This window comes from Paenibacillus sp. FSL P4-0081 (assembly GCF_000758565.1).
GTDB lineage: Bacteria > Bacillota > Bacilli > Paenibacillales > Paenibacillaceae > Paenibacillus_AQ > Paenibacillus_AQ phytohabitans.
Window position 1 is genome coordinate 1,176,141 of the sequence record NZ_CP009280.1, and the last position, 25,334, is coordinate 1,201,474.

22 protein-coding genes and 1 pseudogene are annotated in these 25,334 nt (G+C 52.7%); 11 read left to right on the plus strand and 12 right to left on the minus strand.

Annotated features, from left to right (window positions below):
• Positions 1 to 24 precede the first annotated feature (24 nt).
• A complete protein-coding gene (locus P40081_RS05060) occupies positions 25 to 309 on the plus strand; it encodes a hypothetical protein (RefSeq protein WP_052421674.1) in 285 nt (94 codons plus the stop codon).
• A gap of 52 nt (positions 310 to 361) precedes the next feature.
• Here P40081_RS05060 and P40081_RS39210 read toward each other — a convergent pair whose 3' ends face one another.
• From P40081_RS39210 to P40081_RS05070, 3 genes are all read right to left on the minus strand, one after another.
• On the minus strand, positions 362 to 457 hold the full coding sequence (locus P40081_RS39210) for a YjcZ family sporulation protein (RefSeq protein WP_231575287.1): 96 nt from the start codon (positions 455 to 457) through the stop codon (positions 362 to 364).
• Positions 458 to 595: 138 nt separating this feature from the next.
• Positions 596 to 2,257: a response regulator transcription factor gene (locus P40081_RS05065; protein WP_042133794.1), complete on the minus strand. Its 1,662-nt coding sequence runs from the start codon at positions 2,255 to 2,257 to the stop codon at positions 596 to 598.
• Complete coding sequence (locus P40081_RS05070) at positions 2,254 to 4,092, minus strand: cache domain-containing sensor histidine kinase (protein WP_042140763.1); 1,839 nt, start codon at positions 4,090 to 4,092, stop codon at positions 2,254 to 2,256. The genes P40081_RS05065 and P40081_RS05070 overlap by 4 nt, the downstream gene beginning before the upstream one ends.
• A gap of 134 nt (positions 4,093 to 4,226) precedes the next feature.
• Between P40081_RS05070 and P40081_RS05075 the strand changes: the two genes are divergently transcribed.
• The 4 genes from P40081_RS05075 to P40081_RS05090 all read left to right on the plus strand — a co-directional run bounded on the left by P40081_RS05075 (position 4,227) and on the right by P40081_RS05090 (position 9,529).
• The gene (locus P40081_RS05075) at positions 4,227 to 5,108 is read left to right on the plus strand and encodes a carbohydrate ABC transporter permease (RefSeq protein WP_042133796.1); all 882 of its coding nucleotides are present in this window, start codon (positions 4,227 to 4,229) and stop codon (positions 5,106 to 5,108) included.
• Positions 5,109 to 5,942, plus strand: coding sequence for a carbohydrate ABC transporter permease (locus tag P40081_RS05080; protein ID WP_039305922.1), 834 nt, complete (start codon positions 5,109 to 5,111; stop codon positions 5,940 to 5,942).
• 58 nt (positions 5,943 to 6,000) lie between these two features.
• On the plus strand, positions 6,001 to 7,302 hold the full coding sequence (locus P40081_RS05085) for an ABC transporter substrate-binding protein (protein WP_081969826.1): 1,302 nt from the start codon (positions 6,001 to 6,003) through the stop codon (positions 7,300 to 7,302).
• A 214-nt stretch (positions 7,303 to 7,516) separates the two neighbouring features.
• Entirely contained in the window at positions 7,517 to 9,529 is a 2,013-nt protein-coding gene (locus P40081_RS05090; RefSeq protein ID WP_331281705.1) for a beta-galactosidase, read from the plus strand.
• A gap of 28 nt (positions 9,530 to 9,557) precedes the next feature.
• Here the strand turns inward: P40081_RS05090 and P40081_RS05095 are convergent, their stop codons facing one another.
• The gene (locus P40081_RS05095; RefSeq protein WP_144026175.1) at positions 9,558 to 9,794 is read right to left on the minus strand and encodes a hypothetical protein; all 237 of its coding nucleotides are present in this window, start codon (positions 9,792 to 9,794) and stop codon (positions 9,558 to 9,560) included.
• A 150-nt stretch (positions 9,795 to 9,944) separates the two neighbouring features.
• Here P40081_RS05095 and P40081_RS05100 point away from each other — a divergent pair, with 150 nt between their 5' ends.
• Both P40081_RS05100 and P40081_RS39995 read left to right on the plus strand, forming a co-directional pair.
• Positions 9,945 to 10,859, plus strand: a complete 915-nt coding sequence (locus P40081_RS05100; protein WP_042133800.1) for a LysR family transcriptional regulator — start codon at positions 9,945 to 9,947, stop codon at positions 10,857 to 10,859.
• A gap of 271 nt (positions 10,860 to 11,130) precedes the next feature.
• A pseudogene (locus P40081_RS39995) lies at positions 11,131 to 11,314 on the plus strand (IS1182 family transposase); the annotation flags it as partial.
• Positions 11,315 to 11,765: 451 nt separating this feature from the next.
• Here the strand turns inward: P40081_RS39995 and P40081_RS05105 are convergent.
• The gene (locus P40081_RS05105; RefSeq protein ID WP_042133802.1) at positions 11,766 to 12,602 is read right to left on the minus strand and encodes an AraC family transcriptional regulator; all 837 of its coding nucleotides are present in this window, start codon (positions 12,600 to 12,602) and stop codon (positions 11,766 to 11,768) included.
• Positions 12,603 to 12,720: 118 nt separating this feature from the next.
• On the opposite strand from P40081_RS05105, the gene P40081_RS05110 reads away from it, so the two are divergent.
• Entirely contained in the window at positions 12,721 to 14,751 is a 2,031-nt protein-coding gene (locus P40081_RS05110) for a beta-galactosidase (protein WP_042133804.1), read from the plus strand.
• Positions 14,752 to 14,814: 63 nt separating this feature from the next.
• Here the strand turns inward: P40081_RS05110 and P40081_RS05115 are convergent, their stop codons facing one another.
• From P40081_RS05115 to P40081_RS05130, 4 genes are all read right to left on the minus strand, one after another.
• On the minus strand, positions 14,815 to 16,014 hold the full coding sequence (locus P40081_RS05115) for a Ger(x)C family spore germination protein (protein WP_042133806.1): 1,200 nt from the start codon (positions 16,012 to 16,014) through the stop codon (positions 14,815 to 14,817).
• The gene (locus tag P40081_RS05120) at positions 16,007 to 17,110 is read right to left on the minus strand and encodes a GerAB/ArcD/ProY family transporter (protein ID WP_042133808.1); all 1,104 of its coding nucleotides are present in this window, start codon (positions 17,108 to 17,110) and stop codon (positions 16,007 to 16,009) included. The genes P40081_RS05115 and P40081_RS05120 overlap by 8 nt, the downstream gene beginning before the upstream one ends.
• Positions 17,111 to 17,142: 32 nt before the next feature.
• Positions 17,143 to 18,816 carry a spore germination protein gene (locus P40081_RS05125; RefSeq protein ID WP_442950221.1) on the minus strand — a complete coding sequence of 558 codons (1,674 nt, stop codon included), beginning with the start codon at positions 18,814 to 18,816 and terminating at the stop codon, positions 17,143 to 17,145.
• 280 nt (positions 18,817 to 19,096) lie between these two features.
• Complete coding sequence (locus P40081_RS05130; RefSeq protein ID WP_042133812.1) at positions 19,097 to 19,834, minus strand: hypothetical protein; 738 nt, start codon at positions 19,832 to 19,834, stop codon at positions 19,097 to 19,099.
• Positions 19,835 to 20,082: 248 nt separating this feature from the next.
• Here P40081_RS05130 and P40081_RS05135 point away from each other — a divergent pair, with 248 nt between their 5' ends.
• Positions 20,083 to 20,640 carry an SLOG family protein gene (locus tag P40081_RS05135; RefSeq protein WP_042133814.1) on the plus strand — a complete coding sequence of 186 codons (558 nt, stop codon included), beginning with the start codon at positions 20,083 to 20,085 and terminating at the stop codon, positions 20,638 to 20,640.
• A gap of 13 nt (positions 20,641 to 20,653) precedes the next feature.
• A complete protein-coding gene (locus P40081_RS05140; protein WP_052421675.1) occupies positions 20,654 to 20,974 on the plus strand; it encodes a YciI family protein in 321 nt (106 codons plus the stop codon).
• 18 nt (positions 20,975 to 20,992) lie between these two features.
• Here P40081_RS05140 and P40081_RS05145 read toward each other — a convergent pair whose 3' ends face one another.
• Positions 20,993 to 22,450 carry an amidase family protein gene (locus P40081_RS05145; RefSeq protein ID WP_042133816.1) on the minus strand — a complete coding sequence of 486 codons (1,458 nt, stop codon included), beginning with the start codon at positions 22,448 to 22,450 and terminating at the stop codon, positions 20,993 to 20,995.
• Between the two features lie 208 nt (positions 22,451 to 22,658).
• Between P40081_RS05145 and P40081_RS05150 the strand changes: the two genes are divergently transcribed.
• On the plus strand, positions 22,659 to 23,561 hold the full coding sequence (locus P40081_RS05150) for a DUF6612 family protein (RefSeq protein WP_042133818.1): 903 nt from the start codon (positions 22,659 to 22,661) through the stop codon (positions 23,559 to 23,561).
• A gap of 83 nt (positions 23,562 to 23,644) precedes the next feature.
• Here P40081_RS05150 and P40081_RS05155 read toward each other — a convergent pair whose 3' ends face one another.
• Positions 23,645 to 24,385, minus strand: a complete 741-nt coding sequence (locus P40081_RS05155; RefSeq protein ID WP_042133820.1) for a hypothetical protein — start codon at positions 24,383 to 24,385, stop codon at positions 23,645 to 23,647.
• 437 nt (positions 24,386 to 24,822) lie between these two features.
• Complete coding sequence (locus P40081_RS05160; protein ID WP_042133822.1) at positions 24,823 to 25,317, minus strand: hypothetical protein; 495 nt, start codon at positions 25,315 to 25,317, stop codon at positions 24,823 to 24,825.
• Between the last annotated feature and the right edge of the window lie 17 nt (positions 25,318 to 25,334).

Consider the following 25,334-nt stretch of genomic DNA (forward strand, 5'->3'; position numbering starts at 1 on the left):
GTGAGCATTCAAGCGGGAGTACCAATGCAGCCCAAAGTGCTGTATCAAGCAGATCAAAATTATATTCAGAGTCTGAAGTCTGTTCGGCATCACTTGCACAGTGTATGCAGACAACATGTGAACCAGATTGTCCGGGTGCAGACGATTGACGGCCAGGTCGTTACTGGGAGAATTCTCGGCTGCGATAGAGGATTGTTATACATGGGGGTACAGAATCATCATGGAGCAGGACGCGCCTTCGGAAGCAGCGATGAAGCCATCCTGACCCTGGTACTGTTCGAATTGCTGGTTATAGTTTTATTGTCTTAACTCAAAAGATAAGAGCCTGCGTAAGCAGGTCCTTATCTTTTTTTATGATTGGTTAGAATGTTTTGAGAATGATCACCAGCAGAATGTAAAGGACTAAGATTGTAGTGGTAGAAGTAAAAAGTCCACCGACATTTCCGCAACCGCTCATCGTCTTACCTCCTTCGCAATATCATCTTTCAGAACCATGATATGCACTTTTGGTCATTCGGGTATAGACCATCGGCCAATTTAAAGCTCAAAGCCGGGTAAGAAATAGAAGCGGGAATGGATAATGTCTTCAATGCATTCAATGCTCCGCCTGCCCCCGGAAATCCTTCGGCGGGCAGCCGACCTGCTTCTTGAAGACCTTGCTGAAATATTTGACGTCGTGGAAGCCGACCATCTCCGAGATCTGCGCCAGCTTCAGGTTGGGATTCTGCATCAGCAGCTTGGCCTTCTCAATGCGGACGCTGCCGATGTAGTCGGAGAAGTTGATGCCGTATTCCTGTTTGAATTTGCGTGAAATATACTCGCGGCTGACATAGAATTTGCCGGCAACCTCCTGCAGGGAGAGGTCAGACGGGTAGTTCTGCTCAATATATTTAACGATCTCCGTCATCGGGTTCCGCTCTTTCATTTGTCTGGCCGAGAGCGTCTGGGACAGCTGCTGCATCAGTGCAAAGGACCAGTCGCGCCAGGCGAACAGGGAGAAGGAATAACCGCTTGGCGGCGGTGAAGGACTCAGCAGATCAGCCTGCTCAAGCTCGGCCAGCATACTGTCCGACTGGTTCCCCAGCGCTTCCCGGACCAGCCGCGAACGGAACAGGAGAGCATCGGCCTTCCACGAATTCAGCATTTGCGGGGTAACGACACCCCGGCGGCTGAGCTCGTGGGTCCAGTGCTGCGCGGCAGCGGATAGAGCTTCTGCTGTGCCGCTGATGACCGCCATCCGCCAGTCCTCCTGGACATCGGCGAAGTTCAGCGGTGCCTCCGCCTCCGTGTTGGCGGAATCACGGCTGTCTGCCGCCATGCCGCCGGCTCCCGCACCCGGGGAGAAATGGCAATAATCCTCATGCCGTAACAGGTTCCGCCGCAGCAGGGCTTCGGCGGCTTCTGTGCGCTGCGCCGGCAGCTGTCCCGGGAACGTGCCTGCGGTGCTGATTCCGAAATGCATGCGGAACTGCAGGGTACGGTAGATCCCCTGATTAATCCGGCTGATCAGCTCGATAACAGACTCCTCCAGATCCCAGAGAATGATGGCAATCTCCGGCGGACCGCCCCAGTACCGGAAGGCAACGCCCTTACGCTGCAGCTGCAGGAATTCATTGCAGATGTTCACGATGGCGTAGTACATCAGCTCACTGTCTCCCCCGAACCGTTTGAGCAGCGGATTGTTGCCGCTGTCCGTCTGCAGAAGGATCAGCCGTGCATCCTGTATACTCTGCGGAATGATTCCATCACCGGTCAGCCTGCGCAGCGAGGCCTCGGCATTGACCTTGTCATCAATCAGCGCGGAGAGCAGCTTCTCCCCGTAGATCGGCTTGATCTCATTCAGCCGGAGGCTCTGGAGCTGACGGTGGCTGCGCTCCTCTTCTTCGGAGCGCCAGGCGGCAACTGCCTTGGACACTGCGTTATTAATCATATCTGCTTCGATCGGCTTAAGAATATAGTCAATGCCGCCGTGGCGGACGGTCTGGCGCACGAAGTCGAAATCATCATGCCCGCTGACAACAATGAATTTGGTGTTGCCTGCGAATTCATCCACCCAGGTCATCAGCTCAACGCCGCTGCCTGACTCCATCATCATATCCATAATCACCAGCGCCGGCTTCTCCTTGCGGATCAGCCCGATGGCTTCATTGCCGTTCCCTGCTTCCAGAATCTCATCAATCTGATGCGCATCCCAGTCCACCAGCAGCCGGACGGCCTTCCGGACTCTTGCTTCGTCATCCACAATAAGCGCCTTCATATCCGTTCACTCTCCACTAATATCTCAATTTCCAGCCGGATGATAACCCCGCCGGTCTCCAGATTATCTACCGTCAGCAAAGCATCATCCCCGCAAACCAGCCGCAGCCTGGCCAATACATTACCCAGGCCGATTCCCGCACCGGGAGCATCACGTTTGCTGTAGCTGTCCTGACCTGAGTTCTTTATCATGTCGAGCTCTTCAACAGCTCTGGGCTGCTGCAGCTCCTTGCGCAGCGTCTCCAGCTTCACGGCCGGAATCGAGAGGCCGTTGTTCCGGATACTGATCTCCATCCGGCTAGGGCTAAGTCTGGCTGCCGTAATCTCAATGAATCCGTCCGTGCGGGCAAGGTTGAACCCATGCTTGAAGTAATTCTCCACAATCGGCTGCAGGATCATTTTGGGCATCAGCGCGTGCAGCAAGGAGTCTTCCATATCGTAGCGGAAACTGAACTTGTTTTCAAAACGTTCCTTCTGCAGCTCAATATACGCTTTAACATGCTCCAGTTCATTCTGGATCGTCACAATCTTCTCATCATTGTACATGCTGTAGCGCATCATCTTGGCCAGTGCCGAGAGCAGACCATAGATTTGCGGCACCTTCAGCTCAAGGGCTAGTGTACCGATAATCTGAAGGGTGTTGTTCAGGAAATGCGGGTTGATCTGCGACTGCAGCGCCCTCAGCTCATTGGTTTTGTTCGACAGCTCCAGCCTGTACTCGCGCAGAATCAGGTTGTTGATCGTGTCCATCATACTGCGGAAATGCTCCGTGACCACACCGATCTCATCTTTTCCTGCCGGACGGATATCAATCTCAAGATTACCGGTCTGCACCTGATTCATGTACCGGGTCAACTGCTTGATGGGGGCGGTGATCCGGAAGGAGATCAGAATCGTCAGGGCGATGATCATACTCATCAGCACGAAGAGCAGAAGCAGGTTAATGCCGGCGGCCTCCTTGGCTTCACGGAACAGATAGGAGACAGGGATTTGCTTGACGAGCGTCCAGCTCAGTCCTATGCTTTCGATCTTTTGATAGATGAACACAGAGTTGTCCTGCTCAAAATGCCCTTGGGTCACCATGCTGTCAGCCATCTGTTTATTGTACCATGCTGCATCCAGCGGTTGGCCGAATGTGCCGGCGTCAGGTCCGTATACGAGCTTGCCGGCGCTGTCCACCAGATAGATGTTTTCCTGATCCTGGTCGTATAGCTGGTCTACTATATCACCAAGAGCTGCGAGCTTGACATCAATCGAGAGATAGCCGAGTGCTTCAGAGGAAGGAATACGCTCAATTCTGCGGTGCATCGTAAAAACAGGCTCCGGTACGAACTGCGTTAGTGGCAGACTTAATCCGTAGGCGTCGCTTAGATGGGTGCTTTGCACTTTTACCGGGGAGCTCCCTGTAATGTTGGATTCCTGGTAGGGTGTGTCTCCCAGCCAGCGCTTGGGTGTCGTATTATCGGTAATCAGTGTAGCTTTACCGTCTTTGACGCCATATAAGTACACCTGTGAGATATTAGGCAGCGAGGTGGAGATGTAGCTGAGCGAATTGTAAATTGCGATGTCGGAGGACAGATCGTCGTGCCCGGCTTCAAGCAGCCGGTAGAAATCCGAGTCAGAGTACACACTGAGTGACAAACGGTTGATCTCCCCAATCAGACTGTTAATGTTCTTGGAGCCCTGATAGAGCAGATTCTTATTCTCGTCGACAGCCCGTGTTCTGAGGGAGTTGGTCGTATAGGAATAGCTGACGAACATAGTAGCCATAATACAGATTAATGTTGGCAGGAGTAAAAAAACGATCAATTTGGTACGGATACTGTTCCATTTCATGAGGCTCGCTTCACATCCGATCAATATTTTACACCCTAAAGATCACTTGCGTAGGTGTAAGGGACTCTGTAAAAAACAGATAATATGTTTAGATCATAAACAAGTGAGTGAGTAAAAGAAAGGGGGACCATTACATGCGCGGCAATAAGTTGTCCCAATTAGGTCAACAAGTATTTTTCGTTGGCCCGGCATTGTTGTTTTTTACCTTGATCACGATTATTCCTTTTCTGATGGGGATGTACTATTCCTTCACGGACTGGAACGGCGTATCGGGTAATGTTAGCTGGGTCGGCTTTGAGAACTTTAAAATGATTTTTACCAATGATCCAGATTTCTGGTCATCCTTCTGGTTCACCGTGAGATTCACGGTCCTTGGAGTTGTATTGACCAATGTAGTGGGCTTTTTCCTGGCCTATCTGCTGACCAAACCTCTAAAAACACGCAATATGCTCCGGACCATTTTCTTCATGCCGAATGTCATCGGGGGCTTACTGCTTGGGTTTATATGGCAGTTCATCTTCATCAAGGGCTTCGCCACAATGGGCGATATGACAGGCTGGTCCTTCTTCAACCTTCCCTGGCTCGGGGATGCAACAACCGGCTTCTGGGCGATCGTCATGGTGTTTATCTGGCAGTCCTCCGGTTATCTGATGGTTATCTACATCGCTTCGCTCAGCAACGTGTCCAAAGAAGTGCTTGAAGCCGCTGAGATTGACGGCGCATCCCGGATGCAGGTGCTGCGCAACATTATCGTGCCGCTGATTATGCCTGCGGTGACCATCGGCTTGTTCCTGGCAATTTCCTGGTCCTTCAAAATGTTCGACCTGAACCTGTCGCTGACCAAAGGCGGGCCGTTCAAATCGACGGAATCTGTTGCTATGAATATCTACAATGAAGCCTTCCTGAACAACCGTTACGGTCTGGGTACGGCAAAAGCGCTGTTATTCTTCGTGATTGTCGCACTGATTACAGTGATTCAGGTCCGTGTTACGAAGAGCAAGGAGGTAGAAGCTTAAATGAATGCTAAATCAAAAGGCAGATGGAATATCGGAATTGAAGTGATTATGATTCTTCTGGCGCTTCTGTTCCTCTCTCCTTTCTATTTCCTGCTGGCGAACTCGGTGAAATCCTTCGGCGAGATCCTGAGCGATGCGGCCAGCTGGCCGCAGACCTTCATGTGGTCAAACTATACTAATGCCTGGAAGCTGGCCCGGTTCTCCGAAGCCTTCCGCAACTCGCTGATTGTTACGATCATCAGTGTGGTGCTGATCTCGCTGTTCAGCGCAATGGCGGCTTACCGCATGGTGCGTGCCAACAACCGGTTCAACCAGGTTCTGCTGCTGCTGTTCGTAGCCGCTATGGTCGTTCCATTCCAGACCATCATGATTCCGATCCTGAAGGTTGTTAACATTCTGCATGTGAATAACTCCTTCACGGGACTGATTATTTCCAATCTGGGACTTAGTATTCCGATGGCGATCTTCCTGTTCCACGGCTTCATCAAGTCCGTGCCGCTGGAAATTGAAGAAGCGGCAACCGTGGATGGCTGTAATCCGATCTCGGCCTTCTTCCGGATTGTGCTTCCGCTGCTGAAGCCAATGCTGATGACGATTATCGTGCTGAATGCGCTAGGCATCTGGAATGACTATCTGCTTCCATCGCTGATTCTTCAGGCACCTGAACTGCGGACCATTCCGCTGGCGACCTTCTCGTTCTTCGGGCAGTATACGAAGCAGTGGGATATGGCGCTTCCGGCACTGACTATCGGGGTTGCTCCCATTGTGATTTTCTATCTGTTCATGCAGCGTTACATTGTTGAGGGAATAGCGGCTGGCTCGGTGAAGGGTTAATTCACCGGGCTCCCGTTCCACATATTAAGCAGTTAACTTATTCAAGGGGGAAATAAAAATGATGAAAAAACGCTCTGCAGTGATGCTGTCCAGCGTCATGCTGATGTCTGTCGTGCTTGCAGCATGCGGCGGTAACAACAATACCGCTTCAAATAATGCATCAAATGGAAGTGCTGGCAACTCCGGTGAAGTGAAAACGGTTAAGATTTTCCAGTTCAAAACCGAAATCGTAGAAGGCCTCAACGAGCTTAAGGTTGAGTTCGAGAAGGAATATCCTAACATTAAGCTGGATATCCAGACTGTCGGCGGCGGCGCTGACTATGCGGCAGCCCTGAAGACTAAGTTCGCTTCCGGCGACGCTCCAGATATTTTCTCCAACGGCGGTTACGCTGAATTCGATCTGTGGGGAGACAAGATCGAGGATCTGTCCGATCAGCCTTGGGTCAAGGATCTGATTCCTTTGGCTGCAGAGCCTATGACCAGAGACGGTAAAACCTATGGTATGCCGATGAACCTTGAAGGTATCGGTTATGTATACAACAAGGACCTGTTCGCGAAAGCCGGTATCACTGAAACGCCAAAAACGATCACTGAGCTGGAAGAAGCGGCTAAAAAGCTGCAGGCGATCGACGTTATTCCTTTCGGCAACGCATATCAGGAATGGTGGCTGCTGGGGATCCAGGGCATTAGCGTAGCTTTTGCACAGCAGGATAATGTAGATGAATTCATCAGCGGCCTGAACGCCGGAACTTCCACCATCGTGGGCAACGAGAAATTCAAGGATTGGAGCAACCTGCTTAACCTGACTGTGAAATACGGCCAGAAGAATCCTCTGACTACAGATGCCAACACTCACTTGGCTATGTTCGCCAATGGCGAAACCGCTATGATGCAAGAAGGAAACTGGGCGCAGACGCTGGTTGATAACATTACGCCTGACATGAACATCGGCATGTTCCCTATGCCAATCAGTGACGATCCTGAGTTGAACGATAAGCTGTCTGTAGGTGTTCCGGCGAACCTGGTCGTAAACAAGGATTCCGGATCTAAGGAAGAAGCTAAAACCTTCCTGAACTGGCTCGTAACTTCTGACATGGGTAAAGAATATATCTCTAAAAAGTGGAAATTCATCCCTGCCCTGTCGACTATTCCAGTAACAACTGAAGATGTAGGCCAGCTTGGTTCCGATGTATGGAACTATGTTCAAGAAGGTAAAGTTTACGGTCTGCAGGCTTCGAAATTCCCTGATGGTGTAACTCAAGAATTCGCAAGCAGCATCCAAGAGCTGATCGCGGGCAAAGTGGATGAAGCCGGCTGGGAAAAAGGCATGCAGGCGGGTTGGGACAAGCTGAAGAAATAATCAGTACCTGCAAGCAAATCATTCTAATGTAATACTAAACAGAGAGTCCTTCTAGGGACCTAACCCGGATAAAGTGGATTTGCCAGGACGCTCCAGTCTATCTCAGCATATGAGGTGAGGCGGGGGCGTCCTTTGGGTTATCCAGAAAACAGGCGGCTGGCTGAGATATACTCTATTTATAAAGTGTCTGTGCATGAATGAGGAGAGGGAGCTGATGGAGGTTATGGAGCTGAACAACTACAGCAAGGTGCAGATCGGTGTGGACTATTATCCCGAGCACTGGGACGAGTCTATGTGGGAGAGCGATATCAGGCTAATGAAGGAAACCGGAGTCAAAGTAGTCCGGGTCGCGGAGTTTGCCTGGAGCCGGCTTGAACCGGAGGAAGGGAAGTTTGATTTCGCCTGGCTGGACCGGGCGCTGGACTTGTTCCATGCGTATGGGATTCAGATTGTCATCGGGACGCCGACAACGACACCGCCGCGCTGGCTGACCTCCGCTTACCCGGATGTGCTGCCGGTATATGCCGATGGAGGCGTGTACCATCCGGGCGTGCGCGGACACCGCTGTTACAACAGCGCATCGCTGTGTAAGTATGGCACCCGGATTGTTGAAGCGCTGGCCCTTCATTACTGCAGCCATCCTGCTGTCACCGGCTGGCAGACGGACAATGAATTCGGCATGCTGGATTGCCATTGTGACAGCTGCAACCTGGCGTTCCGCAGCTGGGTCCGGGAGAAGTACGGCACCACGGAACAAGTGAATGCAGAGTGGGGAACTGTGGTCTGGAGCGGGGAGTACAGCAGCTGGGATGAACTGACGGTTCCTTATGGCGGCTCGCCGTTCCAGAACCCTTCGATGCTGCTGGATTTCCAGCGGTTCCAGTGGGAGGCGGCGGTTGCCTTCCAGAAGACGCAGACGGAGGTGCTGCGCGCGATCTGCCCGCAGCACTTCATCACCCACAATTTCCACAGCTATCCGCAGCGGCTGGATATGCACGGGCTGGCCGAGGATCTTGATGTCGCGTCCTTCGACTATTATCCGAACCCCTCGCCGCAGAAGCAGGCGACCGCGCCATACAGCGGGGCGTTATCCCTGGATCTGACCCGGGGCATCAAACGCCGCAATTTCTGGATCATGGAGCAGCTCAGCGGTCCGCCGGGCTGCTGGTTCCCGATGTGGCGGACACCTTATCCGGGGCTCATCCGCGCGTACAGCTGGCAGGCAATTGCCAGAGGTGCGGATACCGTGGTGCATTTCCGCTGGAGAAGCGCGGCTGCCGGAGCGGAGCAGTTCTGGCACGGGCTGATTGACCACAGCAATGTGCCCGGGCGGAGATTTACCGAATTCGCGCAGCTGTGCAGCGAGGTGAACGGTCTGGCTCCGCTGCTGGAGGGGACCCGGGTTATTAGCCAGGCGGCTATCCTGTATTCGCATGAGCAGATGGCGGCGCTGCGTATTCAGCCCCAGGCGGAAGGGCTGGACTACTATGAGAACATTAAGCAGTACCACCGGGCGCTGACCAGGCATGGTATCGGCTGTGATATCATAGGCTGGCGGCAGCCGCTAGCGGGATACAAGCTGGTGATTGCCCCAAGCCTGTATCTGCATGATGAAGCAGCCGCGCAATTGCTGGAGGACTTTGCAGCAGGAGGCGGTACAGTAATCCTTACCAGCCGCAGCGGTGTTAAGAATATGAACAACATCTGTATGATGCAGCCGCTGCCGGGACTCTTCTCCCGGGCGGCTGGCGTAACGGTGGAGGAATATGATCCGGTCGGAGGCGAGGTCCACTTGCTTCGCGGCTCTGACGGAACCCGGTATGAATGCAGCCAGTGGTGCGACATTCTGCGGCCGGAGGGAGCCGAGGCGATCGCCTGGTATGAGGATGATTTCTTTGCCGGTGCTCCTGCGGTTACGGTGAACCGCTTCGGGGCGGGCAGGGTTTATTATATCGGTACCCATGCGGAGGAGAGTTACTGGTTGAAGCTTCTGGGGGATATCGCACCGGATGCGGGACTAACGCTGTTCCCGGAATTGCCGGACGGCGTGCAGGCCTTCACACGCACAGGATCAAAGGGAGAGCTGCTGTTTCTGCTGAATCTCAGCCGGACGTCTCAGACGGTGGGGTTAGACAGGCTCTACCGCAGCGCTCTTACCGGTACCCCGATATCTGGTCCGGTAGAGCTTGCGGCATATGGTGTAGAAATTCTGGAGACTCACGGCTGAAGGCTGAAGCTTGGCGGGGTGTTGACACTCAGGCGGAAGGATGGCGTCTCTTGTCCAGCATGCGCGAGATCAAGGGGATTACCACTGCTCTGGATTGCGGAGGATTCAATCCTGGCTGCTGTTCCTTCTGCGGAGTCTGAAGCTCTTCTTGCCGGAGCATGTCCAGCAGGTCATAGACCGTTGTGATTTGATTCGTATCTATAGTTAATTCTTTACCATCCGGGTTCCCGGGGATCTTGAAATTCCATTGTTTATTTCCCATCATAATCACTCCTTATTAGTTTGTGCCATCCGGCAGAGGCAGAGTGTTTCTTTTATATTTTCATCATAATCTACGAAGCGGATCATGTATAATGAAGGGAAATGATGGTGGCCATCACTGTGGCTGATGGGTGATCCGGGGGAGAGATGCGGTATGGATATGGGTCTTCTTAAAGTATTTCAGGCGGTTGCTGAAGAAGGTAGTATCTCTAAAGCAGCCCAAAGCCTAAACTATGTGCAGTCGAATGTGACAGCCAGAATTCAGCAATTGGAGCAGGAGCTGAAGACTCCGCTCTTCTACCGTCATAGCCGGGGGATCACGCTGACTTCAGCTGGACAGACGTTCATGGAATATACGGTCAGGATTCTTAAGCTACTGGATGAAGCCAAACAGGCGGTGCTGGATTCGCCGGTGCCCAAAGGCTCGATAACGGTCGGCTCGGATACGACGGCTGCTGTAAGGCTGCCTGCCATCCTATCCGCTTACCGGGTCTGTTACCCTGATGTTGAAGTTCATCTGCAGGTGGGACGGGCGGGGGAGCTTATTGATTCTGTCCTGCAGCATACCGTGCACGGAGCCTTTCTCGACGGACCGGTTGAGCATCCGGAGATTGTCCAGGAGCTGCTCATCCATGAGCGGATCGGACTTGTCATTCCGGATACGATGGATTATCAGGGCATCCGCTCTGTACATGACAAGACACTGCTGATGCTGAATTCAGAGTGCCTGTACCGGAGCAGGCTGGAGAAATGGCTCGCCGAAGAGGGCGGCCGGCTGGGCAAGGTGATGGAATTCGGGACGATGGAGGGACTCCTCGGCTGCGTGAAAGCGGGAATCGGCTATGCGGTGCTGCCTTTATCCTATTTCACCCGGATGAATGTAACGGAAGGCATCCGCATTTATCCGTTCCCGGAGAAGTATGCGGAGGTCCCGACGGTGTTCATCCGGCGGCGCGATCTCTATATGACGAGTGCTTTCCGGGAGTTCATAGAGGAGCTTAAGGCAGGGCTGCCTGAAGCGGTGAGCGGGGCAGATATGACGGCGGACAGCGGCAGAACTGTTAAGTGACAGATGAAGCATACCGCATGTACCTGGTCCATCCTTCTGGAGATTGTGGGCAAGGTGTTCCTTTATCTTTCTTGGGGCTGTCCCAAAAGCCATATATTGGCTTTGGGATAGCCCTCTGTTTTTAAGCAGGATCAACGTGAGCACTTGGATGGACGCTCTGCGAACGGACCGTTGTTTGGGGCGCTGTGCTCTCCAGACTTTTTTTCATTTCACTTAGCGGAGACAATCCGGAGCCTGCGAATGCTTTCGAAATGAGCTTTCCTACAGAAAGCTTTCAGGGGACTCACCTTTGAACCACCTCGTTCGTATAGTGAGTGCAGCCGTCAACCGGCTGAACGACACCCTCTTTGACGTTGCCTATTCCCGGTGGCGGCCGCGACAGCTACCCTCCTGAAAGGCTCACCAAAGTCATCATCTACGCCTATACCCGGCGCACCTATTCGTCCCGCCCAATCGTTTACAGTGACCCGATTACGGTATGGGGTGAGATATGCTTAATTGCACTTCGTACAACTAAATCGTCTGATTTACAACCGATTATCCGTTTAGTTGTATTTCGTACAATTAAACGGCCATTTGAACCTTCATTTTCACCAATCGGGCAAATATAGTTGTACAGACTACAGTTATAAGAGACAAGCATACCTTTTCGCTGTTTTTAATTGTACAGAATACAACTATCACTGAACTTGAACTTGCGACGCGGGATATGGGGAAGATAGAGAACTGGACATACGACGAAGCCGGAGATACGTGGACGTATAAAGCCGGACAGAAGCTTTTTTCGCTATGAGAGTAAGGAGAAACTGAAAATCTGGGGGCTGTCAGTCTGGAAGGGATGCGGTACCGAAATCAGGCCAGATAAATCATATAACCAAAGTGCTTGTCCCGGATTGGGCGGGAGAATTAATGCAGCTTCCTGAACTGCTCCGGCGTAATCGCCGACTGCTTGCGGAACGTAGCCACGAAGTGGCTGACGTCGCGGAAGCCGACGCGCTGTGAGATTGCTTTTACCGTAAGCGCAGGCTGGGTGACAAGGAGCTCCTTGCTCTTGCGGATTCGCAGCCGGACGAAATAGGCATAAGGGGAGAGGCCAAACGTCTGCAGGAACAGGCTGTTCAGATAGCGCCCGGATACATCGAGCTGGCCAGCGAGATCATAGAGACCGACCTCGGGATCGCCGTAGTGGCTGTCCATCCATTTCAGCAGCGGCTGCAGCTTGTCCACATTGCGGGAGATCGCTGTGTTATTGTGCAGCTGCCCGTATTTGTTCAGCGTCAGCAGGAAACGGTAGGCGTCGGTAGATTCACCCAGATTGAACATGTCGCTTGAAGCATCATGGCGGTCGAGCATCTCCTTCAGCATATGGCGGAGCGGTGATTCATTCTCCCAGCGGTACAGAAGATTGGTATTCATCGCGAGCGAATCCAGAATATGCCGGGCTGAAGTCCCGCCGAAGGTGAGATAATAGGTGCACCATACCTCGGAAGAGAGGGATTCATAGCCGTGCGGCATACCCGGCATCAGCAGAATGCCGCTGCCTTCAGCGAGTGTTATCTTTTTGTTATCGAAATGAATGATGCCTTCACCGTACGCGGTTTGCAGCCAGTGATAGGTATGATAGCCTTGCGGGCGGGAGACCTTCTCCTGATCGGGGTTATAGCCCATACTATCCAGGGCAATCGGAAGCTGCTGTCCGCTCTCCTGAGCGAACACGATTCTGCGCACGGTGCTAACTGGCATAAATGTCAACTCCTGTAGTTCCATATTATTATATGATAGGTTTTTTATTTTATATATAAAGCGCTTATTTTAATGCTTAAAATAAGAATATACTTATACTATAAAGGATGTGCAAAGTATGATCAACGAGAAATTGCCGAAGGTTTGGTATGGTGGAGATTATAACCCGGAGCAGTGGGATGCCCCGGTATGGGCAGAGGATGAACGGATGTTCAAGCTGGCAGGTATCGATGTCGCTACGATCAATGTGTTCAACTGGGCAACGCTTCAGCCCGCTGAGGATACGTACGATTTCAGCGGTCTGGATGCATTAATCGACCGTCTATATAAGAATGGAACCTATATATGTCTGGCTACCGCAACCGGTGCGCATCCGGCCTGGATGGCTCACCGCTATCCTGAGGTTACACGGGTGGATGTCCAGGGCAGAAAGCGCAAATTCGGCGGACGCCATAACTCTAATCCGAACAGCCCGGTGTACCGTGAATATGCTGCACGGCTGGCTGGCAAGCTGGCGGAACGCTACAAGGATCATCCGGCGCTGCTGATCTGGCATATCTCCAATGAATACGGCGGATATGATTATTCCGAGCAGTCTGAAGCGGCCTTCCGCGTCTGGCTGAAGGAGCGTTACGGATCACTTGATGCGCTGAACAAAGCCTGGAATACCCGTTTCTGGGGCCATACCTTCTATGACTGGGAAGAGATCGTAGTCCCGAACGAGCTCAGTGAAGAGTGGAACGGCAACCGGACGAACTTCCAGGGGATTTCGCTGGATTACCGCAGATTCATGTCCCACAGCCTGCTGGAATGCTATAAGCTTGAGCATGCCGCAATCAGGGAACAGAGCAAGAGTATTCCCATTACCACTAACCTGATGGGCTTCTATCCGGAGCTGGATTATTTCGAATGGGCTAAATATATGGATGTTATCTCCTGGGACAACTATCCGGCTCTGGACACACCGGTCAGCCATACAGCCATGACGCATGATCTCATGCGCGGGCTGAAGAACGGCCAGCCGTTCATGCTGATGGAGCAGACGCCAAGCCAGCAGAACTGGATGCCTTACAATTCCGTGAAGCGTCCGGGTGTGATGCGCTTGTGGAGCTACCAGGCGGTGGCGCGCGGCGCAGATACAGTGCTGTTCTTCCAGCTGCGCCGGTCTATCGGTGCATGCGAGAAGTATCACGGTGCGGTCATTGAGCATGTCGGACATGAGCATACGCGGGTATTCCGTGAATGTGCCGAGCTTGGCCGGGAGCTGGAGCAGCTGGGCGATGAGCTGCTGGATGCACGCAGTGCGGCGCAGATCGGGATTATCTATGACTGGGAGAACCGCTGGGCGCTTGATCTCTCCAGCGGCCCGACCGTAGCACTGGATTATGTGAAGGAGATTCACAGCTATTATGATGCACTGTATCAGCAGAATATTGAAGCGGATATGATTGGCGTAGAAGAGGACTTAACGAAGTACAAGGTTGTAATCGCACCGGTGATGTATATGATCAAACCGGGGTTTGCCGCGAAGGTGGAAGCCTTCGTTCAAGCGGGCGGAACGTTCATTACAACCTATTTCAGCGGTATCGTTAACGAGAACGATCTGGTTACCGTTGGAGGCTACCCTGGCGAGCTGCGCAAGGTGCTGGGCATCTGGGCTGAAGAGATTGATGCCCTGCTGCCGGATATGCGCAATGAAATTGTGATGAACCAGGAATGGGGTCAGCTTAACCGTTCCTATTCCTGCGGTCTGCTCTGCGATCTGATTCATTCCGAAGGTGCGGAAGTACTTGCACAGTACGGCACTGACTTCTATAAGGGGATGCCGGCCCTGACCGTGAACCGCTTCGGCGAAGGCAAAGCCTATTATGTAGCCACCAGTCCCGATGCTGCGTTCCTGCGCGCATTCCTGGCTACGGTGAGCGCAGAGAACGGCATTGTCCCGCTGGTGAATGCGCCGGAAGGCATTGAATCCGTTCAGCGGGTGAAGGAAGGCGTATCCTACCTGTTCCTGCTGAATCATTCCGCAGAGGAGCTTAGTGCAGATATCGGCACCGGCGAGCGGACAGATCTGCTGACAGGCAAGAAATGCAGCGGTTCCACTGTAGTGCCGGGCCGCGGAGTAATGATTCTGTCGGATAAACAGTAATTTAGAGAAGGCATATTGCAACGCCGCCGCCCGTACGCTAGGGGCGACGGCGTTTTTGCCATCTTATTTGGTAAAGGAGCCGAATTCCGTAATCTTCAGCTCAACATTGATATGAATGGGGGTCCGGCTGAATACATCATCCCAGTGGTCCTCTGACTTTCTCCATAATGCCGGCTTCTGGATACTGAGCCTGTCGCCGAATCCGGCGACATCGGCCTTGTAGTCGGACTGCAGCTTCTGAATCAGCGCCTGCATCATTTGCTCCAGCTTTTCCTTGAACAGCTTTTCTGCTTTTTGTGCGTGCTTTGTGGCGGAAGGGTATTCCTCGGCGTTCCAGGTTTCGCTGAGCCTTCCTTCCGTTGTGATTTTAACGTCAAAGGCCAGATTGCCGCCGTCGGTGACGGCAGTGATTTTACTTTTCATAGCCTTCATTTCATAGGTCATCGGCTGATTGTTCCAGTCGTGGGTTTTGATGACCCCGGTCTTGCCCTCGTTGGTGAGCCAGGACAGACATTCGGTATCCTCCTGGTTCAACGCCCCTACCCAGTGCCCGGTATCTCCTTTAATAATACCTGCACCCGAGAATTCTACTTCGCCATTCGCCGTCACCAGATTTTGTAGCGCAAAGCTTCGCTTGGAATACATCAGGGCATCCATTTTGGATAAAATGACCGGGTCCAGCACCTTGCTTGTCCGTCTCTGATTATGAATCATATCCCTGATATGAAATGAGGGAATTTGATTTTTTTGTTTGGAAACCAGCGTCTGCACTGCCTGGCCTTGACTTAAGAACACCATCGTACTGGGGCGGATGTCATTATCACGAAGCACAAAGTCCATTAACTGATTTATTTTCTCCTGCTTAAGCAGCTCGGTCGTGACCACAATAACCTTAAGGTGATGCCCGATAATCGGCCGGTCCAGGCGGAGCGAGTACTGGCGGAATATTTCCAGCAAAGAATCTCCTGTGCCCGTTACATTCAGATAGGGAGCATCACTGCTACTACTACTGCTGCTCTGACGACCTGTCCCTCCTACGGAATTTGCCGGAACGAGCTGTATGGTGGCTGTAATTGTATTCCGTTTGGGATAAGTCGCCCCCTGATCCTCCAGCGCCTGCTCCGTCACGGTGGGCTCCCCGACATCCAGAGCCAGGCCGGAGTATAACGCCAGATCTTCAATCTCCTTGCTGCTCCAGCAGGAGGTCTGAGTGGCGAGAAGCATCAGACAGCACAGCATAAGGAAGAATCTCCGTCTACACATGCTGCTTCAGCCCCTTCACACGGATGAGCCAGATAACCGAGAGCAGCACAGGCAGCAGCAGGAACAGTACAATCCCCATTTTGCCGATGGCATCCCCGAGTGCGAACAGATCGGTCATGGATTTGGGCAGCATCGCCGATAGGAACAGAACGGGAACCATAGCATAAATAATCGGATGAACCTTAATCTTGAAGATCTGTGAAATGCCAAGCGTGGACTGGAAAAAGAAGCTGCTGAAGTTGCAGAACATCTGCATCAGCCAGATGACCATGAACGGGAATTCCATACGCTCGAAGAAAAAACCGGGCACCTCGAAGCTGCGCATCAGATCGATGGTAGGCCAGGTACTGGTGATGGCGGAATTAACGGAAATGCCCCCGATAACCATGATCACGGTCAGGAAATAGAGCCCCAGCGAGACCGCGAGGCCTCCAAGCATGGCTTTGACCGCCAGTTTGGGCTTCTCCATGAATGCTACAAGTGTCATCGTAACTTCTATACCGGTGAATACGAGCACAGTGGATTTCAACCCTGCGAATACAGGAGGCAATCCGTTGCCCAGCACGGGACGCAGATGGTTGATATCAAACAGCCGTACGCTGAGTATAAAGGAAATGAGCAGTATCATAATGCTAATCGGGAACACAATCGTAAAGGCCCGGGCAATAGAGTTAATGCCTCCGTATACCAGATAGGTGCTGAGCCAGAGAAAAGGAAGGATGACTGCCCAGATGGGGGTTCCCTCCAGCAGAAAAAACAAGGTGACCTCGGCCAGCGTGCGGATTTCAAAGCCGGCAATAATGATGAAATAAAGAACCAGCAGCAAACACAGGCATCCGCCGAATACCCGGCCTGTAATCTGAGCGGCATATTGAAATACAGTTTTGCCCGGGAACTGCTGGCTGATCTTCACCATAATGAATACAACCAGCATCACAATGGCTCCGCCTAGCAGGACGGATATCCAGGAATCAGGGGTTTTGACTGATTCGCTCACACTGCGCGGAAGCGTAAGAATCCCCGCGCCAAGCAATGTATTGTTCAAGAAAACGGCCGCTTGTGTAGCCGTGATTTTATCATCGGTGCGTACGAACATTAAGTCCTCTTCCTCCTTGCGCGCAGGCGCGGTTATGATTTTCGTTTATCCTGTTTGGTTTTCATCATCACCGGTCTGCGTTTCATCAGAGCCATCGGAGCACGCAGGAACAGATCTTTCCAATCACTCAGCCGGAAAGGGGATACCGGCGTCAGATAAGGTACACCGAAGCTTTTGAGCTTGGTGAGATGACAGCAGATTAGCAGGAAGAATAGAATGGTGCCGTACATTCCGAGCACTGCTGCGAACAGCATGCCGGCGAAGCGCAGCAGCCGGAGTGTGATTCCCGCACTGTACATGGGAATAGCGAAAGACGAGATAGCCGTGACAGCAACCACTATGACCAGAAAAGGGCTGACGATGCCCGCCTGAACTGCAGCATCCCCGATGATCAGACCGCCGACGATACCCATGGCCGGGCCGATCGGCTTCGGCAGCCGGATGCCGGCTTCCCGCAGAATCTCGATGGCGACTTCCAGAATCAGCACTTCAATTAATGAAGGAAAAGGCACACCCTGCCGGGTCTTAATGATGCTGATCGCCAGCTCCGTCGGTATCAGCCCCGGATGAAAGGAGATGAACGAGATATACAGGGACGGGGCCATCAGCGCCAGGAAGGCCGATGCAAAACGGAGCAGCCGCAGCAGTGTGCCGGGAAGCCACCGCTCATAATAATCCTCCGGCGATTGCAGCAGCATACTGAAGGTAACCGGTACAATCAGTGCGAACGGTGTTCCGTCCAGCAGAATCGCAATCCGTCCCTCCAAGAGGGCGCTAATGACCCTGTCCGGCCGTTCAGTATCCTGGACCTGCTGGAAGGGGCTGAGATAGTTGTCTTCAATCAGCTGCTCGATATAGCCGGATTCGGCGAGGAAATCGATATCGATTTTGCGGATGCGGTTCGTAACCTCCTCCAGCAGCTCGGGATTGACGATATCCTTCATATAGGCCAGGACTATATCCCGCTGAATGGTGTTGCCTGCCCGGTAGGTCTTCATCTCGAGCTGGTCACTGAAGCCCTGGCGCCGGAGCATGGAGGTGTTCTCGCTTAATACTTCAGAGAAGCCCAGTCTAGGCCCGCGCAGCAGGGCCTCAGAGACCGGCTCCCCAATCGTGCGGTTGGCTCCTCCGGGCAGCTCAATCAGCAGACCACCGGGCAATCCTTCAATCAGCAGGGCCGTGTGGCCGAAGAGGACAGATTTATTGAAGCTCTCCACACTGTCCGCTTCATTAAGCTGGCTGAAGGGCAGCAGCTGGTTGGCAATCTCTGCAGAAGACACCGGGCCGGCGGGTATCTCGTACATCAGGAACTGCATAATCCGCATATTAAGAATCCTGTCATTCTGCATGCCGTCTACGTAGATCAGCGCTCCCCGGCCTCCGCCATTCGCGATCGTGAATTCCCGGATATGCAGGTCACTGTTGGCACCGATAGCGTTCTTCACCGCCAGCAGGTCGGTAGTATAGTTGCCGCTGAAGGGGATTGAAGCCGGTGTGCCAGATTTTGCCCCAGCTGCAGACTGTGCTTGTGACCGGGGAACGGTTTTGGTGCCGTAGCCAGACTGCCCCCGTCCGCTACCTACCAGCAGGTACAATGATTTATACAAGTATCCGAGGACAAGCGGAACGAGCAGCGCAACACCCGCCTGACCAAAGATTGCCCAGCCGGGTATATAGGATACAATGGTAGCAAGCAATCTGATCATCCCCCAGCCGCAGAAATTAAGAATCCGTGTTAATGAAGTTTTCCAAAGTTTGCTTCGATTTAGTCATTTCTCTGAAAAATATAAATAAAAACCGGAGGTGCTCTTGTGGAAGCGCCTCCGGTTTTTATTTAAGATAAGAATTTAATGGAATGACGGGTGCCGCCTTTCCGCCAGGTATCGGACGCCATACAGTCCGTATGAATCGGGAGATGGCTGACGTGATGGCCTCCGGAATTACCGAACACCGGGTCACCGGACTACTGGAGGCGGGCTCTTACCGTCACTTGCCGGTAGCCGAGCCGCTTGCCGCGGCATCGCCTGCCGGTGCCTTGCCTTGACCCCGTCCGCCGCCGCCCATTCCACCACCGCCGAAGCCTCCTGTACTGAGCGTGATTTTCTCTGCCTCGGCAGTATCCGTCTTCAGCGTATACTGGATAATGTCGTCAGCCTTCAGATCGGACAGGGAGAGTGCTGTCTCCGTCTGAGCGCCGTTGTCGAAGGTGACCGATACGTACTGGGTATCACTTCCGGTTGTGATATCGGTGGTCTCTTCGGAGAAGTTCTGCATCATGCCGCCACCCATCATGCCGCCGCCTTGACGTCCGCCGCCCTGCGCAGAGTCCTTTCCTCCCCCGTCTGTGGGCTGTCCGCCTTCAGGGGGAGTACCTTGCCCCTCCGCCTGGGCGCCTGCCGCGTTGCCGGGAGCCGCTGCCCCGCCCTCCGGTGCGGTTCCCTCTCCGCCGTTCTGCTGCCGTGCCGGCATATCAGCGGTGTAGATTGTGATGGTGTTTCCGCTGATGCTCTTGATTTTGCCGATATTCATCCCGGCCCGGTCCATCCGGTTCTGGCCTGCCCCGGCAGTCCCGTCCGGCTGAGCCGCCTCGCTGCCGCTCTGGGTCTGGGCTGTCTGAATGTCGCCTGAGGTTGCTGCCGCCGGAGCTGTATCCGAGCTGCAGCCGGCAAGCAGGATCGCAGCAAGCAGGCTGCCGGCCATCATATAAGGCACATGTTTTTTCATATTCATAGTCCTCCTAAACTGTATGGTGTGTATAAACTTCATCGCCTGTTGTCGTATAATGCTGGCATAAAAAGCCTGGGATTAGGTTTAACACTATCCTGGAGGACAATATATCAGACGCTCCTGAAAACAAGCTTAAAGTTAGGCAGAGCTTTCCCGGAAGTATCGCTTGGTGAAATGTTATATAATGCATAATAGAGTGGATTTGACAGAGAACAGGAATGAAGCGTTCAGGAAAGAGGCAGCACATGAAAACCTTACTGGTAACAGGCTACCGTGCGCATGAGCTCGGGATTTACGACAGCAAACATCAGGGGATTCCTTATATCAAAAAAGCGCTCGCCAACCGGCTCGTTCCGCTGATAGAAGATGGGGTGGAGTGGGTTATCACTCCCGGCCAATACGGCGTCGATCTATGGGCCTGCGAGGTTGTGCTTGAGCTGAAACGGCAATACCCCGGACTGAAGCTGGGGATCATTACAGCCCATGCAGCCCCGGAAGAGAAGTGGAAGGAAGAGAAGCAGAATGAATACCGCCGTATTATTGCCGGAGCAGACTACTACGGAGCTGTGAGTAATGCACCCTATGACGGCAGCTGGCAGTTCAGGGCGAGAGATGATCTGCTGTTCCGCAAAAGCGACGGGATTCTGCTGTTCTACGACGAGGATGCTGCGGAAGGCAGTGCGAAATTCACCAAGGAACGGGCAATGAAGCTGCATGCTGAAGGTGATTATGAACTCTATCTGATGCATGCAGAGGAGATTCAGAACATTGCCGACGAAGAGAGCCAGCGCGGTTACGAATGAGGAGGAGAGCAGGTTGAGTGAAAAGCAGGCTGAAGAGGATATTTGTTATGTAATATTGCTGAGCCCGACTGCACAGGACCGCAGAGATATGGATATCATCCGGGCGCATGTCAGACATCTGCAGGAGCTGGAGCGCAGTGGACAGCTGGTGCTGTGCGGGCCCTTCAGTGACAGTCCCGGCGGAATGGTCATTATCCGCGCCGCTTCCCGTGAAGAGGCAGCAGAGATTGCCGGGCGGGACCCCTATGTACTATCGGGTATCCGCAGCTATGAACTACGCACCTGGGGCCTGTCCCATGAAGGCAACAGGCACATGGGCATAGCCGCCGATTAGGCGGCTTACAAGAAAATTTTAGATGAAGCTCTGCAGCGAAGGCGCCTTGCGGACCTTGTAATTCTGCTCGTAGGCATAAGCCAGCCGGATGAGCACCGGTTCCTCATAAGCCCGTGCCGAGAAGGTTACGCCAAAGGGAGCGCCAGCCGATGTGTAGCCGGACGGTACTACAATGGACGGGTAACCGGCTCTTGACGTGATTCGTGCGCCGAAGTCAGCCGGGAATAAGAGGGCATCCAGCTGATGCTCCCGCATAGTGGCATCGATACCCAGTTCCTTGCAGAGCCGCAGATCCGTCGCACGGTCACGCAGATACTGCGGCTCCGTGAGGGTACCGGAGGTGGTATATTCGGCATCCAGCAGGGTGGCTTGCCCGAACTTCAGTGTCTCTACCGGATGGGCATGATTGAAATCAATGATATCCTTCAGGGTTCGCATGGGAGCGCCCGGGCCCAGTTTTGCCAAATAGGCGTTAAGTGAGGTTTTGAACTCATTCAGCACCACTGAGGAATAGCTGATCTCCCGTGCAGTTGTAATCTCAGCCGGATCAATAATGGTCGCCCCGAGCTCGCGCATTCTGTCCACTGAGGCATTGAACAGCGCGAGCTGTTCGTCTGTAAGCTCCTCGAAATAATAATCCCGCGGAATCCCGATGCGCGCACCCTTCAGGCCGTCTGCATCGAGGAAGACCGTATAATCCGCATGCAGTCTGCCTGTATTCGTACCCATTGCGGCATCGCTGTCGTCCTGTCCAAGCAGGGCATTCAGCAGAAGTACAGCATCGCGGACGGTTCTCGCCATAGGTCCGGCGGTATCCTGCGTATTGGAGAGCGGAAGAATGCCGGAGCGGCTGATCATTCCTACAGTAGGCTTGATGCCGATGACCGATCCAAGGTTGCCGGGATTGAGGATCGAGCCCGAGGTTTCCGTTCCTACGGACACGGCGCAGAAATTGCAGGCAACCGCCACTGCAGATCCGGCGCTGGAGCCGCCTGTCGGCGTGGAGATATTGTAAGGGTTAAGCACCTGACCGCCCCGGGAGCTGAAGCCTGAGGGCATGCCGTTCGTCATGAAATTGGCGAATTCCGTCATGTTGGCCTTGCCCATAAGAATCGCCCCGGCTTCGCGCAGCCTGGTAACAATGAAGGCATCCTCCTGGGCAAAAGAATCCGCCAAAGCCAGCGAACCCGCACTGGTATGCATTTTATCCCCTGTGTTGATATTGTCCTTCAGCAATACCGGTATACCGTGCAGCGGTCCCCGGGGCCCCTGAAGCTGTCGTTCCACGTCCAGGGATTCAGCGATGAACAGCGCATCCGGATTAATCTCCAGCACGGAATTGATCGTCAGGCCGTTTTTGTCATGATCTGCAATGCGTTCAAGATACATAAGGACTAATTGTCTGGAAGTGATTTCTCCGGAATCCAGAGCGGCCTGAATCTCCGGTAGGGTAGCCTCTACGATTTCAAAACTCATGCGGGTTCACGCTTCTTTCCCTCTAGGTTATAGGTTTTCTCCTTCATCTAACCATAGTTTTCCCTGTCTTCATAGTGTTGTTTTTGCTGTCCGGGTTACTCTTACAGTTCATGTTAGTTCTTAAAGAAATGTTAGAGGCGTATCTCCCGTGGTTAATAGTTGACATGCACTAACACATCTTGCCAATAACGATTAGGAGGATTACAACTTGAGAAAATGGACTGCATTATTCATGGGGGTTATTCTGTCTGCTGCCTTAACCGCATGCGGCAACAATGAAACGGCTCAGCCGGCTGCTGATGCTTCTGAAGCCCCGGCAGCAGCTGCCGGTACTACCGCCACTACAGCCCCAGCCGAACAGACATCCGCCGGCGTTCCGGCTCTGGAGGAACTGCTGCAGAAGACGGCTGCTGCACAATCGGAATTGAAGAGCTTCGCCATGAACTCGCAAATTCAGCAGAATATGGTGGTTAAGCAGGGCGAAACCAATCAGGAACAAGCCATTGAGATGGCAGTGAAAGCTGAATATACTAAAGATCCGCTGGAAATGCATCAGGAGATCGTTATGACTCTGGCAGGCCAGGGAGAACAGAAGATGGAGCAGTACGTAACCGCAGACGGTTTCTTCTCGCTGACGAACGGGCAGTGGGTTAAGATGCCGGCTGCGATGACTGACCAGTTGACCGCTGCCATGCAGCAGTCTGCAAATCCTGAGAAGCAGCTGGAGCAGTTCAACCAAATTGCTGACCAGACGAAAATCACCGAGGAAGGTGACAATTATCTGATAACAGCAGAAGTATCTGGCGAAGAAGTCAAGAATCTGGCGAAGAGCTATCTGAACCAGAGCGGAAGTGTAGACAGCCAGATGACTGCGATGATGGAGCAGATGAATATCAAGAGCATGAACATCGCTTACACCGTGGACAAGAAGACTTATTTCCCGACTTCATCGGATGTTAATCTGGTCATGGATATGAGCAGCGGTGAACAGACCGTCTCGATGGATATGAAGATGAAGGCAACCATTAGCGATCATAACAAGATCACGGAGATCAAGGTTCCGCAGGAAGCTCTGGAGGCGCAGGAGGCTCAAATGCCGGCAACCCAGTAACAGGCCCCAATATAAATCATACAGAACAGGAGGACCCGTACACCGGGTCCTCCTGTTTGGTCATGGCAATGCTGATTACATGTTTACAGGCCAAAGGGGGACATGCTGTTGAACAGTCCGTAGGCTGCTCCGGCCAATACCGAAATTACCAGCTTGTAGAATATATATCCGGTTGCAACGTTTGCAGTGGCAATCAGGTATAGGGTATCGATTCCGCGGTTGGAGGTGTTTAGCGGATATTGAAACGCCACGGTGTTGATGCTGACAAAGACGAAAAGAAAGGACAGAATAAGCAGGAGAACCGAGAAGGAATACAGGCTGAGGATCAGCGACAGGATAGCCAGAACCAGCAGCGCTACAGCGGGAACGAGCAGAGTGCCGAATCTTGCGATCAGCAGCTTGAGATCAAAGCTGACTTTCTCCAGCCGGAGTGCGGCATAAGTAGTCCCGCAGCCAACGGCAATTCCTGCAGCCGTTAATAGAAGCGGCTTCAGAAATCCGGGGCCTATGATTGGCGAGATATCCCATTTGATGAACCAGGTGAGAAAATATAGTGCTGATAGTATTACCGTCAGTCCAAATGTAATCAGACTGTTCAATAATTGGGCGGCCTGGACCTCTTTCATCGTACTGTAAGGACGGGTTAGAGCACTCAAGAAGAATCCCCAGTACTGTTTACTGACCTGCTTAGCCTGCCTGACGCGTTCATCCTGGAGCAGATTGTCCCATTGCCCGGATGTTCTGCGCTGGGGCTGCGGTTGCCCGTTATCTGAATTTGGTCCTCCGGGATTCGTAAAGGGCGCTCCGCCTTCCGGATTGTTCATTGCTCATCCTCCTTAAGAAAAATATGGAAATCATAGCATTGGCTATAGTATAAGGGGGTTGCCCTATAAATACTATAAATTTGCCAAAGACATAAACCGCCCATACCGGATTCGTTGCCGGGAGAACCTGGAATTTTTATGTTTCATAGGGTTTAGGCTTAATGGGCTTAATTGTTGTACGTAGTACAACTTAGCTTCCTAAATCCCTGGGTGTTCGGACAGATTGTTGTATGAAATACAAGAATTGTCCCGCTTCATGCTATGTGGGAAGAGGAATGCTGCCTTTTGTACAACAATTTCCGATTATAGCCGGGATTACGAGGGGAATGTTGTATTATGGGCAGGATTTTAAAAAGCCTGTATTCCGCAGATAAAATGCGGTTTACAGGCTTTGCGTTGAATGTACCTTACAGGAAAGCTGGCGGGTAATCAGGAAGTTACTCCTGTTCCCGGACAAATCCCTCTTCCGCCAAATACTCCTCGGCTTCTTCTACGGTTTCGAAGGCCATCTCCAGCTGGAGGCCTGCATACAGGTACCACAGATCTTCCTCGAATCTTAGACTCAGCGTGTGGCCATCCTCATTCTTCCATAGAGATTCAGTACCAGTCTGCGCTTTTTTCTTTCTTTTGGCCGGAGCAGGGGCATCGGGAATGAACATGGATAGAGACGTAATCGAAGCATTTACCAGTTCCCGCAGTTCAGCTTCCGAATAATCCCTGATGTTCACCAGACCTTTGTCATCACTCTCATAGCCACGCAGCAGGCCGGCATAGACGAAGCCGTTGCCGTTCGGGTGGAGATGGGAAGCGACGGTCTTCTTGTCATGCCGGCTCTCCTCGAAGTGGTAGTTCACCCGCCCAAGCGAGACATTCCGCCGTTCCAGCTGGGGGTAGGAATCAAGAATAGCTAATTTCTGTTCAAAAGTAAGCATATGCAGCCTCCGGTTCG